At 64.2% G+C, this 19,290-nt stretch carries 18 protein-coding genes; 3 read left to right on the top strand and 15 right to left on the bottom strand.

What is annotated here, in order from left to right; all coding sequences use genetic code 11:
- The first annotated feature begins 11 nt into the window (after window positions 1-11).
- Together mutS and fdxA are read left to right on the top strand one after the other, a co-directional pair.
- Window positions 12-2,612: a DNA mismatch repair protein MutS gene (gene mutS / locus RTW82_RS24560; protein ID WP_316926720.1), complete on the top strand. Its 2,601-nt coding sequence runs from the start codon at window positions 12-14 to the stop codon at window positions 2,610-2,612.
- A gap of 138 nt (window positions 2,613-2,750) precedes the next feature.
- Window positions 2,751-3,074, top strand: a complete 324-nt coding sequence (fdxA, locus tag RTW82_RS24555; protein WP_021219412.1) for a ferredoxin FdxA — start codon at window positions 2,751-2,753, stop codon at window positions 3,072-3,074.
- A gap of 478 nt (window positions 3,075-3,552) precedes the next feature.
- Here the strand turns inward: fdxA and rpoS are convergent, their stop codons facing one another.
- The 8 genes from rpoS to RTW82_RS24515 all read right to left on the bottom strand — a co-directional run bounded on the left by rpoS (window position 3,553) and on the right by RTW82_RS24515 (window position 10,828).
- Window positions 3,553-4,551 carry an RNA polymerase sigma factor RpoS gene (gene rpoS, locus RTW82_RS24550; protein WP_021219413.1) on the bottom strand — a complete coding sequence of 333 codons (999 nt, stop codon included), beginning with the start codon at window positions 4,549-4,551 and terminating at the stop codon, window positions 3,553-3,555.
- 103 nt (window positions 4,552-4,654) lie between these two features.
- Window positions 4,655-5,515, bottom strand: coding sequence for a peptidoglycan DD-metalloendopeptidase family protein (locus RTW82_RS24545; RefSeq protein ID WP_037021684.1), 861 nt, complete (start codon window positions 5,513-5,515; stop codon window positions 4,655-4,657).
- Between the two features lie 203 nt (window positions 5,516-5,718).
- Complete coding sequence (locus RTW82_RS24540) at window positions 5,719-6,354, bottom strand: protein-L-isoaspartate(D-aspartate) O-methyltransferase (RefSeq protein WP_169708397.1); 636 nt, start codon at window positions 6,352-6,354, stop codon at window positions 5,719-5,721.
- A 41-nt stretch (window positions 6,355-6,395) separates the two neighbouring features.
- Window positions 6,396-7,145 carry a 5'/3'-nucleotidase SurE gene (gene surE, locus RTW82_RS24535; protein WP_021219415.1) on the bottom strand — a complete coding sequence of 250 codons (750 nt, stop codon included), beginning with the start codon at window positions 7,143-7,145 and terminating at the stop codon, window positions 6,396-6,398.
- On the bottom strand, window positions 7,133-8,191 hold the full coding sequence (gene truD / locus RTW82_RS24530) for a tRNA pseudouridine(13) synthase TruD (protein ID WP_316926719.1): 1,059 nt from the start codon (window positions 8,189-8,191) through the stop codon (window positions 7,133-7,135). The genes surE and truD overlap by 13 nt, the downstream gene beginning before the upstream one ends.
- Window positions 8,188-8,661 (bottom strand): 2-C-methyl-D-erythritol 2,4-cyclodiphosphate synthase, encoded by a 474-nt coding sequence (ispF, locus tag RTW82_RS24525; RefSeq protein WP_316926718.1) that lies wholly within the window; start codon window positions 8,659-8,661, stop codon window positions 8,188-8,190. Before ispF ends, truD begins: the two co-directional genes overlap by 4 nt.
- 113 nt (window positions 8,662-8,774) lie before the next feature.
- Entirely contained in the window at window positions 8,775-9,620 is an 846-nt protein-coding gene (gene fghA, locus RTW82_RS24520; RefSeq protein WP_316926717.1) for an S-formylglutathione hydrolase, read from the bottom strand.
- 95 nt (window positions 9,621-9,715) lie between these two features.
- Window positions 9,716-10,828 carry an S-(hydroxymethyl)glutathione dehydrogenase/class III alcohol dehydrogenase gene (locus RTW82_RS24515; RefSeq protein ID WP_316926716.1) on the bottom strand — a complete coding sequence of 371 codons (1,113 nt, stop codon included), beginning with the start codon at window positions 10,826-10,828 and terminating at the stop codon, window positions 9,716-9,718.
- A 104-nt stretch (window positions 10,829-10,932) separates the two neighbouring features.
- On the opposite strand from RTW82_RS24515, the gene RTW82_RS24510 reads away from it, so the two are divergent.
- Window positions 10,933-11,844, top strand: a complete 912-nt coding sequence (locus tag RTW82_RS24510; RefSeq protein WP_316926715.1) for a LysR substrate-binding domain-containing protein — start codon at window positions 10,933-10,935, stop codon at window positions 11,842-11,844.
- On the opposite strand, the gene ispD is transcribed toward RTW82_RS24510, so the two are convergent.
- From ispD to accA, 7 genes are all read right to left on the bottom strand, one after another.
- A complete protein-coding gene (ispD, locus tag RTW82_RS24505; RefSeq protein ID WP_316926714.1) occupies window positions 11,820-12,530 on the bottom strand; it encodes a 2-C-methyl-D-erythritol 4-phosphate cytidylyltransferase in 711 nt (236 codons plus the stop codon). The two genes, RTW82_RS24510 and ispD, sit on opposite strands and share 25 nt — an antisense overlap.
- Window positions 12,527-12,808, bottom strand: coding sequence for a cell division protein FtsB (ftsB, locus tag RTW82_RS24500; RefSeq protein WP_021219422.1), 282 nt, complete (start codon window positions 12,806-12,808; stop codon window positions 12,527-12,529). The genes ispD and ftsB overlap by 4 nt, the downstream gene beginning before the upstream one ends.
- A gap of 60 nt (window positions 12,809-12,868) precedes the next feature.
- The gene (eno, locus tag RTW82_RS24495) at window positions 12,869-14,158 is read right to left on the bottom strand and encodes a phosphopyruvate hydratase (RefSeq protein WP_021219423.1); all 1,290 of its coding nucleotides are present in this window, start codon (window positions 14,156-14,158) and stop codon (window positions 12,869-12,871) included.
- A 147-nt stretch (window positions 14,159-14,305) separates the two neighbouring features.
- Window positions 14,306-15,151 carry a 3-deoxy-8-phosphooctulonate synthase gene (gene kdsA / locus RTW82_RS24490; RefSeq protein WP_043243649.1) on the bottom strand — a complete coding sequence of 282 codons (846 nt, stop codon included), beginning with the start codon at window positions 15,149-15,151 and terminating at the stop codon, window positions 14,306-14,308.
- Window positions 15,152-15,154: 3 nt separating this feature from the next.
- Window positions 15,155-16,786 (bottom strand): CTP synthase, encoded by a 1,632-nt coding sequence (locus RTW82_RS24485; RefSeq protein ID WP_031287661.1) that lies wholly within the window; start codon window positions 16,784-16,786, stop codon window positions 15,155-15,157.
- Window positions 16,787-16,951: 165 nt separating this feature from the next.
- Entirely contained in the window at window positions 16,952-18,268 is a 1,317-nt protein-coding gene (gene tilS, locus RTW82_RS24480) for a tRNA lysidine(34) synthetase TilS (RefSeq protein ID WP_410478845.1), read from the bottom strand.
- Between the two features lie 46 nt (window positions 18,269-18,314).
- The gene (gene accA, locus RTW82_RS24475) at window positions 18,315-19,265 is read right to left on the bottom strand and encodes an acetyl-CoA carboxylase carboxyl transferase subunit alpha (RefSeq protein ID WP_021219427.1); all 951 of its coding nucleotides are present in this window, start codon (window positions 19,263-19,265) and stop codon (window positions 18,315-18,317) included.
- Window positions 19,266-19,290 lie beyond the last annotated feature (25 nt).

The following is a 19,290-nucleotide window of genomic DNA, read 5'->3' as shown; positions in this document are numbered from 1 at the left end:
CAAACACCCCTATGTCAAAAAGACAGGCCCCTGCCGAAGCCCATAACAACGAGCTTTCCGACCACACCCCGATGATGCAGCAGTACTGGCGGCTGAAGAACCAGCACCCGGACCAGCTGATGTTCTATCGCATGGGTGACTTCTACGAGATCTTCTACGAAGACGCCAAGAAGGCGGCCAAGCTTCTCGACATCACCCTCACCGCCCGTGGCCAGTCCGCCGGCAAGTCGATCCCCATGGCGGGCATTCCCTTCCATTCGGTGGAAGGCTACCTCGCCAAACTGGTGAAGCTGGGCGAGTCGGTGGTCATCTGCGAGCAGATCGGCGACCCGGCCACCAGCAAGGGCCCGGTCGAACGCCAGGTGGTGCGCATCATCACTCCCGGCACCATCAGCGATGAGGCCCTGCTGGATGAGCGCCGCGACAACCTGATCGGTGCGGTACTGGGCGACGAACGCCTGTTCGGCCTGGCCGTGCTGGACATCACCAGCGGCCGCTTCAGCGTGCAGGAGATCAAGGGCTGGGAAAACCTGCTGGCCGAACTCGAACGCATGAATCCTGCCGAACTGTTGATCCCGGACGATTGGCCCCAAGGCCTGCCAGCGGAGAAACGCCGTGGCGTGCGCCGTCGCGCGCCCTGGGACTTCGATCGGGATTCCGCACGCAAGAGCCTGTGCCAACAGTTCGGCGTACAGGACCTCAAGGGCTTCGGTTGCGAAAACCTGACCCTGGCCATCGGCGCCGCCGGCTGCCTGCTGGGCTACGCCAAGGAAACCCAGCGCACCGCCCTGCCCCACCTGCGCAGCCTGCGCCATGATCGCCTGGATGACACGGTGATCCTCGATGGCGCCAGCCGCCGCAACCTGGAGCTGGACATCAACCTCGCCGGCGGGCGTGACAACACCCTGCAATCGGTGGTCGACCGTTGCCAGACCGCCATGGGCAGCCGCCTGCTGAGCCGCTGGCTGAACCGCCCGCTGCGCGACCGTGACGTACTGGAAGCTCGCCAGAATTCCATCAGTTGCCTGCTGGAGCGCTTCCGCTTCGAAGGCCTGCAGCCGCAACTGAAGGAAATCGGCGACGTCGAGCGCGTCCTCGCCCGTATCGGCCTGCGTAACGCCCGCCCTCGCGACCTGGCCCGCCTTCGCGACGCCCTGGCCGCCCTGCCGGAGCTGCAGCAGGCCATGACCGGCCTGGAAGCACCGCACCTTGGCGTCCTGGCCACCAACATCCGCACCTACCCGGAACTGGCGGAGCTGCTGGCCCGCGCCATAATCGAAACACCGCCCGCGGTGATCCGTGACGGTGGCGTGATCAAGACCGGCTACGACGCGGAACTGGACGAGCTGCAAGCCCTGAGCGAGAACGCCGGCCAATACCTGATGGATCTGGAGGCCCGCGAGAAGGCGCGCACCGGCCTGCCCAACCTCAAGGTCGGCTACAACCGCATCCACGGCTACTTCATCGAACTGCCCCGTGTGCAGGCCGAGCAGGCTCCCGCCGACTACATCCGCCGCCAGACCCTCAAGGGTGCCGAACGCTTCATCACCCCCGAGCTCAAGGCATTCGAGGACAAGGCGCTATCGGCCAAGAGCCGCGCCCTGGCCCGTGAAAAGATGCTCTACGAGGAGCTGCTGGAGCAGTTGATCGAACAGCTGGCGCCGCTGCAGGACACCGCCGCCGCTTTGGCCGAGCTGGACGTGCTGAGCAACCTGGCCGAGCGCGCGCTGAACCTCGACCTGAACCGCCCCCGCTTTGTCGAAGAGCCCTGCATGCGCATCGTGCAAGGTCGCCACCCGGTGGTGGAACAGGTACTGGAGACCCCCTTCGTGGCCAACGACCTGTCGCTGGACGACGCCACGCGCATGCTGATCATCACCGGCCCGAACATGGGCGGTAAATCGACCTACATGCGCCAGACCGCCCTCATCGTCCTGCTGGCCCATATCGGCAGCTTCGTGCCGGCTGCCAGTTGCGAACTGTCGCCGGTGGACCGCATCTTCACCCGCATCGGTTCCAGCGACGACCTGGCCGGCGGCCGCTCCACCTTCATGGTGGAGATGAGCGAGACCGCCAACATCCTGCACAACGCCACCGACAGCAGCCTGGTGCTGATGGACGAAGTGGGCCGTGGCACCAGCACCTTCGACGGCCTGTCCCTGGCCTGGGCCGCCGCCGAGCACCTGGCGCGCCTGCGCGCCTACACGCTGTTCGCCACCCACTACTTCGAGCTGACCGTGCTGCCGGAAAGCGAGCCGGTGGTGGCCAACGTCCACCTCAACGCCACCGAGCACAACGAACGCATCGTCTTCCTGCACCATGTGCTGCCAGGCCCTGCCAGCCAGAGCTATGGACTGGCGGTGGCTCAGCTTGCGGGCGTTCCAGCCGACGTGATCCAGCGCGCCCGCCAGCATCTGGCGCGCCTGGAGACAACCAGCCTGCCCCACGAAGCGCCGAAAGCAGCACCTGGGCAACCCGTACCGCCGATGCAGAGCGACATGTTCGCGAGCCTCCCGCACCCGGTGCTGGACGAGCTGGCGAAGCTGCAACCAGACGACCTGACCCCACGCCGCGCGTTGGAGTTGTTATATACATTGAAGGCTCGAATCTAACGCCATAGCGCACAAGCTGTTAGAATCCCGCGCGCTCTGGACGAGCTCCGACCACAAGCCTGAGCCGGAGACGCCATTCCAGAGCCGGGGAGCCCAATTAGCCAGGGTTTCCGAGCCGCCGCTGAGGAGAGAATTAGAATGACCTTCGTCGTCACCGACAACTGCATCAAATGCAAATACACTGACTGTGTGGAAGTCTGTCCGGTGGACTGCTTCTACGAAGGCCCGAACTTCCTGGTCATTCACCCGGACGAGTGCATCGACTGCGCACTGTGCGAACCCGAATGCCCGGCCCAGGCCATCTTCTCCGAGGACGAAGTTCCGGAGGATATGCAGGAGTTCATCGAGCTCAACCGTGATCTCGCTGAAGTCTGGCCGAACATCACCGAGAAGAAAGACGCCCTGGCAGACGCCGAAGAGTGGGATGGCGTCAAAGGCAAGCTCCCGCAACTGGAGCGCTGATCGCCAGACAGCAAAAAGGCCCGCAATCGCGGGCCTTTGTTTTTTGCGGGCAAAAAAAGGGGCGGTTGCCCGCCCACTCTTTTGTCCCTATCCCTTTAAATCCCTTTCATCATCCTGATGAGTCACATCCCGTGACGCTCCTGGCCGAAGTCCGTATCGGCCCGCAACGTTCCGTGTTGCATGGGGCTGATGATAGCGACTCCAGGTAATCGAACAAGGGCACCTGTTGGTGAAACAGCGGCGTGCGGCGTTAGGCTTAAAAATAAAAAGCTTTTATTTTCAATAACTTAAAAATAAACCTCAGTGATCTCGCCACATTATCGACTGGCTTTTGACCCATAACACTTACACCACTTGTAAGCGAATACTTACAAGCAAGTTATGCGCAAACAGCGAAACGGCGGCATAACCACTTGTTCCTGATCGGCTCCCCAAAAAGAAACCCGGCCAAGGCCGGGTTTCTTCGGATCACTATCGGTTATTGGAACAAGGCATCACTCGAAAGGCCGTTCTTCTCAAGAATCTCCCGCAGGCGCTTCAAGGCTTCCACCTGGATCTGCCTCACCCGTTCCCGGGTCAGTCCGATTTCCTGGCCGACTTCCTCAAGCGTGCAGCTTTCATGACCGCGCAAGCCAAAGCGGCGCACGACGACCTCACGCTGTTTGTCCGTCAATTCGGAAAGCCATTGATCGATGCTCTGCGACAAATCGTCATCCTGCAGCAACTCGCAGGGGTCGGTAGGACGGTCGTCGGTCAGGGTATCGAGCAGCGTCTTGTCCGAATCCGGGCCCAGGGAAACGTCCACCGAGGTAACCCGCTCGTTCAGGCCGAGCATCCGCTTCACCTCTTCAACCGGCTTCTCGAGCAGGTTGGCGATTTCTTCGGCGGAGGGCTCGTGATCGAGCTTGTGGGTCAACTCCCGCGCTGCGCGCAGATAGACGTTGAGTTCCTTGACCACATGGATCGGCAGCCGGATGGTCCGGGTCTGATTCATGATCGCGCGTTCGATGGTCTGGCGTATCCACCAGGTCGCATAGGTGGAGAAGCGGAAGCCCCGCTCCGGGTCGAACTTCTCGACCGCCCTGATCAAGCCGAGGTTGCCCTCTTCGATCAGATCCAGCAGGGAGAGCCCCCGGTTGACATAGCGTCGGGCGATTTTCACCACCAGGCGCAGGTTGCTCTCGATCATGCGTTTGCGTCCGGCGGGATCACCACGCTGCGCCAGGCGCGCGAAGTGCACTTCTTCTTCCGGAGTCAGGAGGGGGGAAAAGCCGATTTCGTTGAGGTAAAGCTGGGTCGCGTCTAGGGCGCGCGTGTAGTCGATGTACTTGTGCTGCTTGAGTGAGCTCGACTTGGATTTGGTGCTGGGGGGAGACTCGTGCTCCTCGCTCAATCCCTCGTCCATGACGACGCCTGGCTCCAGGAGGAGCAGCTCGTCGTCGACGTCAAACTCCGGCGCTTCTTTATTGAGTGCCATTGTTGTTGTCCCTTGCTGAGTTCGACAACAAGCTCTGACGACGCCATTTCCCTGGCTACGCCTGAGCCCGTCCATCCCACGTGGGTGACGGGCCGACGTCGGATCAACGACGAGGCAGATATTGCAGTGGATCTACAGGCTTACCTTGGCGGCGAATTTCAAAGTGAAGCTTCACCCGGTCAGTACCCGTTGAGCCCATCTCTGCAATGGTCTGTCCGACCTTGACCTGCTGTCCTTCCCGTACCAGCAGCCTGCGGTTGTGACCATAGGCGCTTACGTAGGTATCGCTGTGCTTGATGATCACCAATTCGCCGTAGCCCCGTAATCCACTCCCGGCGTAAACAACGGAACCATCCGATGCAGCCAAAACAGGCTGGCCTAATTCACCTGCTATATCAATCCCTTTATTCAAACTACCGTTTGAGGAAAAACGGCCGATCATCGTGCCGTTCGCAGGCCACGCCCAGCCAGTCGCTGAGCGGGTTACAGGCAAGGTCGGGGTCGTTGCCGGCGTGGTCGCGACAGGTGGCGGCACGGGCTTGGTGGGCTGATTCTGAGCCGGCTGGCTCGGCTGCGTAGTGGGCTGCTTTGGCGGTGGCGTAGTGACGACAGGCGCTGTCGCAACGGAACGTACCGGAGCGGAATTGGACTGCCCGTCGAAGCGGATCGTCTGCCCCGGACGGATCACATAGGGCGCGGGAATGTTGTTGCGGGCAGCCAGGGCTTTCCAGTCCCAGCCGAAACGGAAGGCAATGGAATAGAGGGTATCGCCCCGCTGGACACGGTACTGACCCGTGGTCACCGGCTGGCGCTGCTGGGCAGCGGCACGGCCATCGCGGTCGACCACCTGCACACCGCCAGGCGGCGAGCTGGCGCACCCTGCCAGCAACAAGCCGACGGCAACGACGGACAACAGTCCTCGTGTGCTTCCCATGCTGATCCTCTGCCTAATGGCCAGGCTCATTCCTGTCCCCTTTCCCCAACGCCCAAAGGTCGTACTTATTGTGTCGAATTTATCGTTCAGGGCCAGTTACCCTTTGCTCGTTCCAGGCTGGCCGCTACATGGCCGGACCGCAACGACGCATTATCTGTCTGCCAATCAGAAAGGCGATCGGCGCGCGGGTTCCCCGAAGGTCGGAGGATAGTACGTCGACTCACCCGCCGAGTTCAGGCGAGCGGCCCATTGAGCAGCGGCACGAAGCGCACGGCGTCCAGCACATGGCGCGAGAAGCCCTGCTCCTCGCGGATGATCAGCATCAGCTGCTGAACGTCGCCCGCACCTACCGGAATGACCAGGCGCCCACCGGGAGCCAGTTGATCCAGCAGCGCCTGGGGCACCTCGGCGGCGCCGGCGGTGACGATGATGCCGTTGTAGGGCGCAAGTGCGGACCAGCCCTCCCAGCCATCGCCCCAGCGGAACACCACGTTGCGCAGGTTGAGCTCGACCAGGCGCTCCTTGGCGCGATCCTGCAGGCTCTGGATGCGCTCGACGGAGAACACACGCTCCACCAGCTGCGCCAGGATGGCGGTCTGGTAGCCGGAACCGGTACCGATCTCCAATACCTTGTCCAACGGCCCCGCCGCCAGCAGCAACTCGCTCATGCGAGCCACCATGTACGGCTGGGAGATGGTCTGGTTGTGCCCGATGGGCAGCGCCGTATCTTCATAGGCGCGATGCGCCAGCGCCTCGTCGACGAACAGATGACGTGGCGTGCGACGGATGGTTTCCAACACATGGGCGTTGGACAGCCCTTCCTCATAGAGGCGCTGGATCAGACGCTCGCGAGTGCGCTGGGAAGTCATGCCGATCCCCCGGCGCAGCAGATCGTCCTGCTCGCGAGCCATCAGAACAGCCTCCCCAGTGAGCCTTCGAGGCTGTCGAGGCCCTGGGTGAACGTACGGTCCAGCTGCAACGGCGTGATGGAGACGTAGCCCTGCATCACCGCATGGAAGTCGGTACCCGGGCCGCCATCCTCGGCGTCGCCGGCGACCGCGATCCAATAACCTTCCTTGCCCCGCGGGTTGACCACCTTGACCGGCGCCGCCGCACGGGCGCGATGGCCGAGGCGGGTCACCTGGATGCCGCGGATGCGATCCAGCGGCAGGTTGGGGACGTTCACGTTGAGCACGGTACGCGGCGGCAGATCGAGCTGAGCATGCCCCTCGACCAGCTTGCGAGCGAAATGCGCGGCAGTGGCGAGGTTCTCCGGCTGCCGCGAAAGCAGCGAGAAGGCGAACGCCGGCAGCCCGAGGAAGCGGCCCTCGAGAGCAGCCGCGACCGTGCCGGAATAAAGCACGTCGTCACCCAGGTTGGCACCGAGGTTGATACCGGAAACCACCATGTCCGGCGTCTGCTCCAGCAGGCCGTTGAGCCCGAGGTGCACGCAATCGGTGGGCGTACCGTTGATGCTGATGTAGCCGTTGTCGAGGCGCTGCGGGCACAGCGGCCGATCCAGGGTGAGCGAGCTGCTGGCACCGCTCTTGTCCTGGTCAGGGGCGATGACCACGCAATCGGCATAACTTTCTAGCGCAGCATGCAGGGCGGCGAGGCCGGGTGCATTCACCCCGTCGTCGTTGGAAATCAGAATACGCATGGGTTGTCCGTCTGCCCTGCCGGCACCAGATCGACAAGCTCGCGAACCACTGCGGTAGCGAAGCATCCAGCCGGCAGGACGAATTCCAGTTGCAGAACGTCAGGCTCGGGATAATGCCACGTAAGGCCGCCGATGGGGAGGCGGAGGATGCGCCGTTCGTGCGCCATGCCCGCATCCGCCAACCAGTCGCGCAAGGCGGGCTCGGCATCGGCCAGCGCTTGCTCGCGCGCGGCACTGTCGCCGCCCGCCGGGGACGGGCCTTCGCCCCACAGAGCACCGGTCGGATGCAGGTCGAGGATCGCCAGGCGCGGGTCCCGGCACTCCTCCTCGCCGGCCATGAAGAAGCTGCGCTTGTCGGTGAAGGCCAGCAGATCGCCAACCTCCGCGCGGTTCCAGCTGCCCTTGCCGACACGTTCGGCGAGTACACGGTTGAACAGGTAACTGCGCCCAGCCGACAGCAGGCGTGAACGCAGGTTGCGCTGCTCCGGCAGCTCACGGCGCTCGGCAAAGGCACGGGCGTCGACGACATTGCCGCCGCCATGGCCGAAGCGCTGCAGGCCGAAGTAGTTGGGCACACCGCCGGCAGCCATGGCGGTCAGCCGTGCATCCAGGGCCTCATGGTCAGCGGCCAGGCGCGTGAGACGCAGGGTGAAGCCGTTGGCTGAGTGCGCGCCGCGTTGCAGCTTGCGCTTGTGGCGGGCGCTCTTGAGGATGCGCAGGCTCGAGTTCTCGGCAGCGGAAAGGTCCGGGTCGGCCTTGCCTGGCAGGTGCAGGCTGAACCACTGGCGGGTCAGCGCCTGGCGATCCTTCAGGCCGGCATAGCTGATGGTGCGTACCGGCACCCCGGCGGCACGGGCGATACGCCGAGCGGCCTCCTCGGTGTTCAGTTCGCGCTTCTCCACCCACAGCCACAGGTGCTCGCCCTCGCCGGCGAGGGGGATGTCCAGCACTTCGTCGACCTGGAAGTCCTCGGCGATGGCCTTGAGCACGGCCTGCCCCAGGGGCTCCCCATAGGCACGCGGGCCCAGCAGTTCGAGTTCGTTCATGCCTTCAGCAACAGGGCGACTGCGTGAACCGCAATCCCCTCCTCGCGCCCGGTGAAACCGAGCTTCTCGGTGGTGGTGGCCTTGACGTTGACCTGGTCCAGCTCGACGCCGAGGTCTTCGGCGATCAGCGCACGCATGGTCTCGATATGCGGGGCCATCTTCGGCGCCTGGGCGACGATAGTGGCGTCGATGTTACCGACCTTCCAGCCCTTGTTGCGCACCTGCACCAGCACATGGCGCAGCAGCGCGCGGCTGTCGGCGCCTTTGAACTGCGGGTCGGTATCCGGGAAGTGTTTGCCGAGATCACCCAGCGCCGCGGCGCCCAGCAGCGCGTCGGAGAGTGCGTGCAGCAGCACGTCGCCGTCGGAATGGGCGATGAGCCCGAACTTGTGAGGGATGCGCACGCCGCCCAGGGTGATGAAATCCCCTTCGCCAAAGCGATGCACGTCGTAACCGTGGCCAATTCGCATAGTCAGAAAAACGCCCTGAAAAGTCAGGGCGCGATTCTAACTGAAAGCGGAAGCGGGAAGCGGGAAGCGGGAAGCCAGACCGGCTTCCAGCCCTCAGATCACTCCAAGCGGACTCAGCCTTTCAACGCAGCGGCGTGGTGCCGCAGGTGATCGTCGATGAAGCTGGCGATGAAGTAGTAGCTATGGTCGTAGCCCGGCTGCAGGCGCAGCGTCAGCGGATGATCAGCAGCCGTGGCGGCGGCCTGCAACGCCTCGGGCTTGAGCTGGTTGACCAGGAAATCATCGCGGTCGCCCTGGTCCACCAGGATCGGCAGGCGCTCGCCCGCCTCGGCGATCAGGGCACAGGCATCCCATTCGCGCCAGCGCGAGCGGTCATCGCCGAGGTAGCGGGAAAACGCCTTCTCGCCCCAGGGGCACGCCATCGGGTTGACGATGGGCGCGAAGGCCGACAGCGACTGATAGCGCCCCGGGTTGCGCAGCGCGCAGACCAGCGCGCCATGGCCGCCCATGGAATGCCCACTGATGCCACGTTTATCCGAGACCGGGAAGTTGGCCTCGATCAGCGCCGGCAGCTCCTGCACCACGTAGTCATGCATCCGGTAGTTGCGCGCCCAGGGTTCCTGGGTGGCGTTGAGGTAGAAGCCGGCGCCCAGGCCGAAGTCCCAGGCACCGTCCGGGTCACCCGGCACATCGGCACCGCGCGGGCTGGTGTCCGGGGCGACGATGATCAGCCCCAGCTCGGCGGCCAGGCGATGGGCACCGGCCTTCTGCATGAAGTTCTCGTCGCTGCAGGTCAGCCCCGACAGCCAGTACAGCACCGGCAGCTTCGCACCCTGTTCGGCCTGAGGCGGCAGGTAGACGGCGAAGACCATGTCGCAGTTGAGCGTGGTGGAACGGTGGCGATAGCGCTTGTGCCAACCACCGAAGCTCTTGTTGCTGGAAACGATTTCAAGGGTCATTGAACGGACTCCGTCCGAGCAGTGAGCCAGAAGCTGGAAGCCCGAAGCAAAAGGCATCGCTACCTCCAGCTTCAAGCTTCAGGCTTCTAGCTAGCTCAGTAATGAATGACGGTGCGGATGCTCTTGCCTTCATGCATCAGGTCGAAGGCTTCGTTGATACGGTCCAGCCCCATGGTGTGGGTGATGAAGGTATCCAGTGGGATCTCGCCCTTCTCGGCCTTTTCCACATAGCTCGGCAGCTCGGTGCGGCCTTTCACGCCGCCGAAGGCCGAACCGCGCCAGACGCGACCGGTCACCAGTTGGAACGGACGGGTGCTGATCTCCTGGCCGGCACCGGCGACACCGATGATCACCGACTCGCCCCAGCCCTTGTGGGCGCACTCGAGGGCGGCGCGCATCAGTTGCACGTTGCCGACGCACTCGAACGAATAGTCGACGCCGCCGTCGGTCAGCTCGACCACCACGTCCTGGATCGGCTTGTCGTGGTCCTTAGGGTTGATGAAGTCGGTCGCGCCCAGCTCACGGGCCACATCGAACTTGGCCGGGTTGATGTCGATGGCGATGATGCGCGAGGCCTTGGCCATCTTGGCGCCGATGATCGCCGCCAGGCCGATGCCACCCAGGCCGAAGATGGCCACGGTGGCGCCCTCCTCCACCTTGGCGGTGTTGAGCACCGCGCCGATGCCGGTGGTCACGCCGCAACCCAGCAGGCAGACCTTCTCCAGCGGCGCTTCCTTGGGAATCTTCGCCAGGGAAATTTCCGGCACCACGGTGTACTCGGAGAAGGTCGAGGTGCCCATGTAGTGGTAGATCGGCTGGCCGTTGTAGGAGAAACGGCTGGTGCCGTCGGGCATCAGGCCCTTGCCCTGTGTGGCGCGCACCTTCTGGCACAGGTTGGTTTTGCCGGACTTGCAGAACTTGCACTCGCGGCACTCGGCCGTATAGAGCGGGATCACTTGGTCGCCCACGGCCAGGGAGGTCACGCCCTCACCCACCGCCTCGACGATGCCGCCACCTTCGTGGCCGAGGATGCAGGGGAACACGCCTTCGGAATCCGCGCCGGAGAGGGTGTAGGCGTCGGTGTGGCAGACGCCGGTGGCGACGATACGCACCAGCACTTCGCCGGCTTTTGGCGGAGCGACGTCCACTTCAACGATCTGCAAGGGTTTGCCGGCCTCGAAGGCAACGGCGGCGCGCGACTTGATCATGGTGACTCTCCAGTGGATTTAACGATGGCGGGGAGTGTAGATGAGCGCTCAATGGTAAATAATCCGCCACAAAGCAAAACATTATTGCTGAATGGGGATAGTCGATGAGCCGTTGGGAAGGACTGGACGAATTCGTCGCCGTGGCCGAGACCGGCCGCTTCACCGCTGCCGCCGAGCGCCTGGGACTGTCCTCGTCCCATGTAAGCCGCCAGGTGGCGCGGCTGGAAGAGCGCCTGCAGACCCGCCTGTTCTATCGCAGCACACGCAAGGTCGCGCTGACCGAAGCCGGACAGACCTTCCTGCAGCACTGCCAGCGCCTGGTGGATGCACGCGACGAAGCCTTGCGCGCGGTCAACGACCTCACCGGCGAGCCCAAGGGGCTGCTGCGCATGACCTGCGCCGTCGCCTACGGCGAGCGCTTCATCGTGCCCCTGGTGAATGAGTTCATGGCCCGGCACCCGCAGTTGCGGGTGGAGATCGAGCTGAGCAATCGCCCGCTGGACCTGGTCCACGAGGGCCTGGACCTGGCCATCCGCCTCGGTCGCCTGCAAGATTCGCGGCTGGTGGCCACGCGCCTGGCGCCCCGGGTCATGTACCTGTGTGCCGCGCCCTCCTACCTGGAACGCTACGGTCGCCCCCACAGCCTGTCGGAGCTCGGCCGGCACAACTGCCTGATCGGCAGCTCGGACCAGTGGAGCTTCCTCGCCGAAGGGCGGGAACAGACGGTACGGGTTCAGGGCAACTGGCGCTGCAACAGTGGCGAGGCGGTGCTGGATGCGGCGCTGCGAGGCTTCGGTCTGTGCCAGCTGCCGGACTATTACGTGCTGGAGCACCTGCAGAACGGCCGGCTGGTTTCACTGCTGGAGCAGCATCAGCCGCCGAACACGGCAGTCTGGGCGATTTATCCACAGCAGCGTCACCTGTCGCCCAAGGTGCGCCAATTGGTGGATTTGTTGAAGGAAGGCCTGGCGAACCACCCGGCCTATCGCGATCAGTGCCGGCCGGCCCAGCGCTGACGCAGCCAGTCGAGGTCTTCCGGGCGGGTGACCTTGAGGTTGTCCGCACGTCCTTCGATCAGGCGCGGCGCCTGTCCCGACCATTCGATGGCCGACGCCTCGTCGGTCACGGCGACGCCCGAGACCAGGGCATCGGCCAGGGAGCGATGCAGGCTGCCAAAGCGGAACATCTGCGGCGTATAGGCCTGCCAGATGACGCTGCGGTCGACGGTCTCGGCCACACGGCCATCAGGCCCGGCACGCTTCAGGGTGTCGCGCGCCGGCACCGCCAGCAGGCCGCCGATAGGGTCATCGGCCAATTCGGCCAGCAGCAGGTCGAGATCACCGCGCGACAGGTTGGGCCGGGCAGCGTCGTGCACCAGCACCCAGTCATTCGGGCGTGCGCCCAATTCGTCCAGGCGCAGCAGCGCCTTGAGCACGGTATCGGCACGTTCCTTGCCGCCATCCACCCGCTCGATGCGCGGGTCGCTGGCGCAATCCAGTTCGGGCCAGTACGGGTCATCGACGGAAAGGCCGACCACCACGCGCTTGAGGTTCGGATGGTCGAGGAAGCAGGCGAGGCTGTGTTCGAGAATGGTCCGCCCGGCCAGCTCCAGGTACTGCTTGGGGCGGTCGGCACGCATCCGGGCGCCGACACCGGCGGCCGGGATCACGGCCCAGAAGGCGGGGAGTTCGGGGGGACTCATTCGGCCAACTGATAGAGGGTTTCGCCCTCTTTGACCATGCCCAGTTCGTGACGCGCGCGCTCTTCCACGGTCTCCATGCCCTTCTTGAGCTCGGAAACCTCGGCCTCGAGGATGCGGTTACGTTCCAGCAGGCGTTCGTTCTCGCCCTTCTGGTCGGCGATCTGCCGCTCGAGGTCCGTCACCTGCGCCAGGCTGCCGTCGCCCACCCACAGGCGATACTGCAACCCGGACAAGGCCAGGATCAGTACGACGAACAACCAGTAAGGGGATTTGGCCATCGAAAGAGAAGTTTCCATACGAAAAGGGCAGCTTTCGCTGCCCTTTTTATCATCCCCGGCTTAGCCGCGGAACTCGGCACGACCACGGTAAGGCGCCTTTCCGCCCAGCTGCTCTTCGATGCGCAGCAGCTGGTTGTACTTGGACACGCGGTCGGAACGGCACAGGGAGCCGGTCTTGATCTGGCCGGCGGCGGTGCCTACGGCCAGGTCGGCGATGGTGCTGTCCTCGGTTTCACCGGAGCGGTGGGAGATCACCGCAGTGAAGCCGGCGGCCTTGGCCATCTGGATGGCTTCCAGGGTTTCGGTCAGCGAGCCGATCTGGTTGAACTTGATCAGGATCGAGTTGCCGATGCCCTTCTCGATGCCTTCCTTGAGGATCTTGGTGTTGGTGACGAACAGGTCGTCGCCCACCAGCTGGATCTTCTCGCCGATCTTGTCGGTGAGGATCTTCCAGCCAGCCCAGTCGGACTCGTCCAGGCCGTCTTCGATGGAGATGATCGGGAAGCGCTCGGTCAGGCCTTTCAGGTAGTCGGCGAAGCCTTCGGCGTCGAACGACTTGCCTTCACCGGACAGGTTGTACTTGCCGTCTTCGAAGAATTCGCTGGCAGCGCAGTCCAGGGCCAGGGTCACGTCGGTGCCCAGCTTGTAACCGGCATTGGCGACGGCTTCGGCGATGGCGGCCAGGGCGTCTTCGTTGGAGGTCAGGTTCGGGGCGAAGCCACCTTCGTCACCCACGGCGGTGTTCAGGCCACGGGCCTTCAGCACGGCTTTGAGGTGGTGGAAGATCTCGGTGCCCATGCGCAGGCCATCGGAGAAGGTCTTGGCGCCAACCGGCTGGACCATGAACTCCTGGATGTCGACGTTGTTATCGGCGTGCTCGCCACCGTTGATGATGTTCATCATCGGCACCGGCATGGAGTACTGGCCCGGGGTGCCGTTGAGGTTGGCGATGTGCGCGTACAGCGGCAGGTCCTGGTCCTGGGCGGCGGCCTTGGCGGCGGCCAGGGACACGGCGAGGATGGCGTTGGCGCCCAGGGAGGCTTTGTTCTCGGTGCCGTCGAGGGCGATCATCGCCTGGTCGAGTGCTTTCTGGTCGACCGGGTCTTTACCCAGCAGCAGGCTGCGGATCGGGCCGTTGATGTTGGCAACGGCTTTCAGCACGCCCTTACCCATGTAGCGGCTCTTGTCGCCATCGCGCAGCTCGAGGGCTTCACGGGAACCGGTGGAGGCACCGGACGGCGCGCAGGCGCTGCCGACGATACCGTTGTCCAGGATCACATCCGCCTCGACGGTGGGGTTACCGCGGGAATCCAGGACTTCACGGCCCTTGATGTCGACGATCTTTGCCATTGTTGTTAGCACTCCAAAGTTGACGATGACGCTGCAGCGGAATTAGAGGGGCGGCGCGGGCGGACGTTCACTTGGGCAGATCCGGCCCTTGACCTGACCGATCGGTCAGATAACGCGCGCCCGGCACTTTACCGGAGATTTGCCCGTTCAGGCAGTCTCGATCGGCGGAAAACTCTTGACCAGATCATCCAGCTGCTTGAGCTGGGCGAGGAACGGTTCCAGCTTGTCCAGGCGCAGGGCGCAGGGGCCGTCGCACTTGGCGTTGTCCGGATCCGGGTGCGCCTCCAGGAACAGGCCGGCCAGGCCCTGGCTCATGCCGGCCTTGGCCAGGTCGGTGACCTGGGCGCGGCGGCCACCCGCGGAGTCGGCGCGACCACCCGGCATCTGCAGGGCATGGGTGACGTCGAAGAACACCGGGTACTGGAACTGCTTCATGATGCCGAAGCCGAGCATGTCCACCACCAGGTTGTTGTACCCGAAGGAGGAACCGCGCTCGCAGAGGATCAGCTGGTCATTACCCGCCTCCTCGCACTTGGCCAGGATGTGTTTCATCTCCTGGGGCGCGAGGAACTGGGCTTTCTTGATGTTGATCACCGCACCGGTCTTCGCCATCGCCACGACCAGGTCGGTCTGGCGTGAGAGGAAGGCCGGCAGCTGGATGATGTCGCAGACTTCGGCGACGGGCGCGGCCTGATGCGGCTCGTGCACGTCGGTGATGATCGGCACGCCGAAGGTCCTCTTCACTTCCTCGAAGATCTTCAGGCCCTCTTCCAGGCCGGGGCCGCGGAAGGAGGTCACCGACGAGCGGTTGGCCTTGTCGAAGCTGGCCTTGAAGACGTAGGGGATACCGAGCTTGTCGGTGACCCTGACGTATTCCTCGCAGACCTTCAGTGCCAGGTCGCGGGACTCCAGCACGTTCATGCCGCCGAACAGCACGAAGGGCTTGTCGTTGGCGATCTCGATGTCACCGACGCGGATGATCTTCTGCGCCATGGGTCAGGCCTTCTTCGCTTTCTGCGCCAGGGCGGCGTTGACGAAGCCGCTGAACAGCGGGTGACCGTAACGCGGCGTGGAGGTGAACTCCGGGTGGAACTGGCAGGCGACGAACCAGGGGTGATCCGGAGCCTCGACCACTTCGACCAGGGCGCCGTCGCCGGAGCGACCGGTGATCTTCAGACCCGCTTCGCGCAGTTGCGGCAGCAGGTTGTTGTTCACTTCGTAACGGTGGCGGTGGCGCTCGACGATTTCATCCTTGCCGTAGCAGGCATGCACCAGGGAGCCGCTTTCCAGCTGGCAGGCCTGGGCGCCAAGGCGCATGGTGCCGCCCAGGTCGGACGCCTCGGTACGGATCTCGGTGGCACCGGTGGCATCTTCCCACTCGGTGATCAGGCCCACGACCGGGTGGCCGCTGGCCTTGTCGAATTCGGTGGAGTTGGCGTCGGTCCAGCCCAGCACGTTGCGGGCGAACTCGATGACCGCCACCTGCATGCCGAGGCAGATGCCCAGGTAGGGGATCTTGTTCTCGCGTGCGTATTTGACGGTGGTGATCTTGCCTTCCACGCCGCGCAGGCCGAAGCCGCCGGGAACCAGGATGGCGTCGACGCCTTCCAGCAGGCTGGTGCCCTGGTTCTCGATATCTTCGGAATCGATGTAGCGCAGGTTGACCTTGGTGCGGTTCTGGATGCCGGCGTGGCTCATCGCTTCGATCAGCGACTTGTACGCGTCCAGCAGCTCCATGTACTTGCCGACCATGGCGATGGTGACGTCCTTCTCCGGGTTCAGCTTGGCATCGACGACGCGATCCCATTCGGAGAGGTCGGCACCGCCACACTGCAGGCCAAAGCGCTCGACGACGAAGTCGTCCAGGCCCTGAGCATGGAGCACGGAAGGAATCTTGTAGATGGTGTCGACGTCCTGCAGGGCGATGACCGCGCGCTCTTCCACGTTGGTGAACAGGGCGATCTTGCGACGCGAAGACAGGTCGACTTCATGGTCGGAGCGGCAGATCAGTACGTCGGGCTGCAGACCGATGGAGCGCAGTTCCTTCACCGAGTGCTGGGTCGGCTTGGTCTTGGTCTCGCCGGCAGTGGCGATGTAGGGGACCAGGGTCAGGTGCATCAGCATGGCGCGCTTGGCGCCCACTTCCACGCGCAACTGGCGAATGGCTTCGAGGAAGGGCTGGGACTCGATGTCACCCACGGTGCCGCCGATCTCGACCATCGCGACGTCGGCATCGCCGGCGCCCTTGATGATGCGACGCTTGATCTCGTCGGTGATGTGCGGGATGACCTGGATGGTGGCGCCCAGGTAGTCACCACGGCGCTCCTTGCGCAGCACGTCCTCGTAGACGCGGCCGGTGGTGAAGTTGTTGTTCTGGGTCATGGTGGTGCGCACGAAGCGCTCGTAATGGCCCAGGTCGAGGTCGGTCTCTGCGCCGTCCTCGGTGACGAACACTTCACCGTGCTGGAAGGGGCTCATGGTGCCGGGATCGACGTTGATGTACGGATCCAGCTTGAGCATGGTGACCTTCAGTCCCCGCGCTTCCAGAATGGCGGCCAAGGATGCCGAGGCGATGCCTTTCCCCAATGAAGAAACAACACCACCCGTGACGAAGATGTAGCGCGTCATGAAAAACCCTAGAAGTCTGCGTTTAGGCGGAAGGCCGCCGGGGAGAGCGAAGTAAGGCCGAAGCCTGCAATCTGGAACAGTGCCAAAACGGCAAACTCCCGCCGACTCCGAAGGAATCAGCAAGAGCTCTGTAAGACGGGAGCGTAGTCTACCGGAAAGACCCTTTCAGCTCAAACCTTGGTCATTCGTCGGCGGTGTCCAGCGCAGTCGCCAGCGCGCATCCGCAGGCCCGGCGAGGCCCGGGAGATTGGCCACGGCAAGCAGTTCACCCCTGCGGTAGAGCAGTGGCAGGCGCCCACGGACGAACGCCGGCAGGCCGCTCTCGTTGAGGAGACGCTTGAGGTCGCGACGCCCACGCCCCGCGACATCGAGCACTTCGCCGCCCTGGCGGTAGCGCACCTCGAGCGCACCTTGCGGGGGCTCGCCGACAAGCTGCAACTGGCCGTTGCCGGGCAACTCCAGCACCTTGCCGGGCTCAGGCCATTGCCCGCCCGCCAACACCCCCTGCTGCCAACTGCCGGGCAACCACCACAGCCGTCCGTCGGCGCGCCGCAGTTCTCCGCCCTCGAGTTTCCAGACCGGGCTGGCACTGGAGCCGGCATCACGCAAGTCATCCCAGCCCGCCCAGTGCCCGCTGTCCGGCATCGCGGTGAACGCGTTGAGCCAGTGGCGCAGGGCATTGCGCTGCCGGGCCGGAGACAAGCCGATCAACGGCGCCAGCTCCAGGGACGGCAGCAGCAGCCAGGGGAAAGCGCTGTCGCTACGTGCCGCCTGCAAATCCAGTTGCGCCAGTTCGCCGAGCAGCGCCTCGCCTTCGGCCAGATGCTCGGCACTGCGGGCGATACTCGACGACGCCTGCGGCCAGCGCTCGGCAAGTGCCGGCATGATCCGTTGACGCAAGTAGTTGCGGGAGAATTCGGTGTCATCGTTGGACGGGTCCTCGACCCACTCCAGCCCCAGCTCACGCGCACAGGCTTCGAGTTCAGCGCGAGGCACCTGCAGCAGCGGCCGAAGCAGAACACCATCATCCCCCAGCACGCGACTGCCCGGCATCCCCGCCAGGCCACGCACCCCTGCGCCACGCAGCAGGCGGAACAGCAGGGTTTCCGCCTGGTCGTCACGGTGCTGGGCACTCATCAGCACCTCCCCTGCCCCGAGCCGAGCGATGAAGGCGGCATAACGGGCATCGCGCGCAGCACGCTCCAGGCTGTTGCCCGGCGCCACCCGCACCCGCGCCACATCCAGCGGCACACCCAGCCCGTCGCATATGCGCTGGCAATGGGCAGGCCAGGCCTCTGCAGCGGGCTGCAGGCCGTGGTGAACATGGATGGCGGAGAGAGGTGGCAGGCGCTCGCGTTCGGTGAGGCGCACCAGGAGGTGCAGCAGGACGGTGGAATCCAGCCCTCCGGAGAAGGCCACCCGCCAGGCCGGTGCGTCACGCCAGGGGGCGACGGCAACCAACAGGAGGGATTCGAGCTTCAGGACGAGCGAGTGGCCGCTTGCGGTCACGCGCTCGTCCCCATGGCCGTCAGGCCACGCCATAGCTCATCAGGCGCTCGTAACGACGAGCCAGCAGGTCGTCGGTGTCGAGCTTCTTCAGGGCTTGCAGTTGCGAAGTGAGTTCTGCACGAATCGACGCGGCCGCTACGGCCGGTTCGCGATGGGCGCCACCCAGGGGTTCGCCGATCACCTTGTCGACGATGCCCAGGCCCTTGAGGCGCTCGGCGGTGATGCCCATCGCCTCGGCGGCATCTGGTGCCTTCTCGGCGGTTTTCCACAGGATGGACGCGCAGCCTTCCGGCGAGATCACCGAGTAGGTGGAGTACTGCAGCATGTTCAGGCGGTCGCAGACGCCAATGGCCAGCGCACCACCGGAACCACCCTCACCGATGACGGTGGCGATGATCGGGGTCTTCAGGCGCGCCATCACGCGCAGGTTCCAGGCGATGGCTTCGCTCTGGCCACGCTCTTCGGCATCGATGCCCGGGTAGGCGCCGGGGGTGTCGATGAAGGTGAGGATCGGCATCTTGAAGCGTTCGGCCATCTCCATCAGGCGGCAGGCCTTGCGATAACCCTCGGGGCGCGGCATGCCGAAGTTGCGGCGTACCTTTTCGCGCACTTCACGGCCTTTCTGGTGGCCGATGATCATCACCGGCTGGTCGTCCAGGCGGGCAACGCCACCGACCAGGGCCGCGTCGTCGGAGAAGTGGCGATCGCCATGCAGCTCGTCGAACTCGGTGAAGATGTGCTCGATGTAATCGAGGGTGTAGGGGCGGCGCGGGTGGCGTGCCAACTGGGCGATCTGCCAGCTGGTCAGGTTGCCGAAGATGCTTTCGGTGAGCGCGCTGCTCTTCTCCTGCAAGCGGGAGATTTCGTCGGTGATGTTCAGCGCGTTGTCGTTGCCGACCAGGCGCAGCTCCTCGATCTTGGCTTGCAGGTCAGCGATCGGCTGTTCGAAATCCAGAAAATTCGGGTTCATAGGCTTCCGTCGTGCGCGTGGGGCC

The sequence above is a fragment of the Pseudomonas sp. zfem005 genome (assembly GCF_032621735.1).
Classification (GTDB): Bacteria; Pseudomonadota; Gammaproteobacteria; order Pseudomonadales; family Pseudomonadaceae; genus Metapseudomonas; species Metapseudomonas solani.
This window is presented reverse-complemented; position numbering and strand designations above follow the sequence as displayed.

Coding starts and splice junctions, on each gene's coding strand:
- RTW82_RS24545 (WP_037021684.1), bottom strand. CDS start 5,515: ATGAGCCTGGCCATTAGGCAGAGGATCAGCATGGGAAGCACACGAGGA.
- RTW82_RS24515 (WP_316926716.1), bottom strand. CDS start 10,828: ATGATCAAGTCGCGCGCCGCCGTTGCCTTCGAGGCCGGCAAACCCTTG.
- RTW82_RS24485 (WP_031287661.1), bottom strand. CDS start 16,786: ATGACGCGCTACATCTTCGTCACGGGTGGTGTTGTTTCTTCATTGGGG.
- ftsB (WP_021219422.1), bottom strand. CDS start 12,808: ATGGCCAAATCCCCTTACTGGTTGTTCGTCGTACTGATCCTGGCCTTG.
- mutS (WP_316926720.1), top strand. CDS start 12: ATGTCAAAAAGACAGGCCCCTGCCGAAGCCCATAACAACGAGCTTTCC.
- RTW82_RS24510 (WP_316926715.1), top strand. CDS start 10,933: ATGAGCCGTTGGGAAGGACTGGACGAATTCGTCGCCGTGGCCGAGACC.
- surE (WP_021219415.1), bottom strand. CDS start 7,145: ATGCGTATTCTGATTTCCAACGACGACGGGGTGAATGCACCCGGCCTC.
- ispD (WP_316926714.1), bottom strand. CDS start 12,530: ATGAGTCCCCCCGAACTCCCCGCCTTCTGGGCCGTGATCCCGGCCGCC.
- eno (WP_021219423.1), bottom strand. CDS start 14,158: ATGGCAAAGATCGTCGACATCAAGGGCCGTGAAGTCCTGGATTCCCGC.
- fdxA (WP_021219412.1), top strand. CDS start 2,751: ATGACCTTCGTCGTCACCGACAACTGCATCAAATGCAAATACACTGAC.
- fghA (WP_316926717.1), bottom strand. CDS start 9,620: ATGACCCTTGAAATCGTTTCCAGCAACAAGAGCTTCGGTGGTTGGCAC.
- RTW82_RS24540 (WP_169708397.1), bottom strand. CDS start 6,354: ATGACTTCCCAGCGCACTCGCGAGCGTCTGATCCAGCGCCTCTATGAG.
- ispF (WP_316926718.1), bottom strand. CDS start 8,661: ATGCGAATTGGCCACGGTTACGACGTGCATCGCTTTGGCGAAGGGGAT.
- rpoS (WP_021219413.1), bottom strand. CDS start 4,551: ATGGCACTCAATAAAGAAGCGCCGGAGTTTGACGTCGACGACGAGCTG.
- accA (WP_021219427.1), bottom strand. CDS start 19,265: ATGAACCCGAATTTTCTGGATTTCGAACAGCCGATCGCTGACCTGCAA.
- kdsA (WP_043243649.1), bottom strand. CDS start 15,151: ATGGCGCAGAAGATCATCCGCGTCGGTGACATCGAGATCGCCAACGAC.
- truD (WP_316926719.1), bottom strand. CDS start 8,191: ATGAACGAACTCGAACTGCTGGGCCCGCGTGCCTATGGGGAGCCCCTG.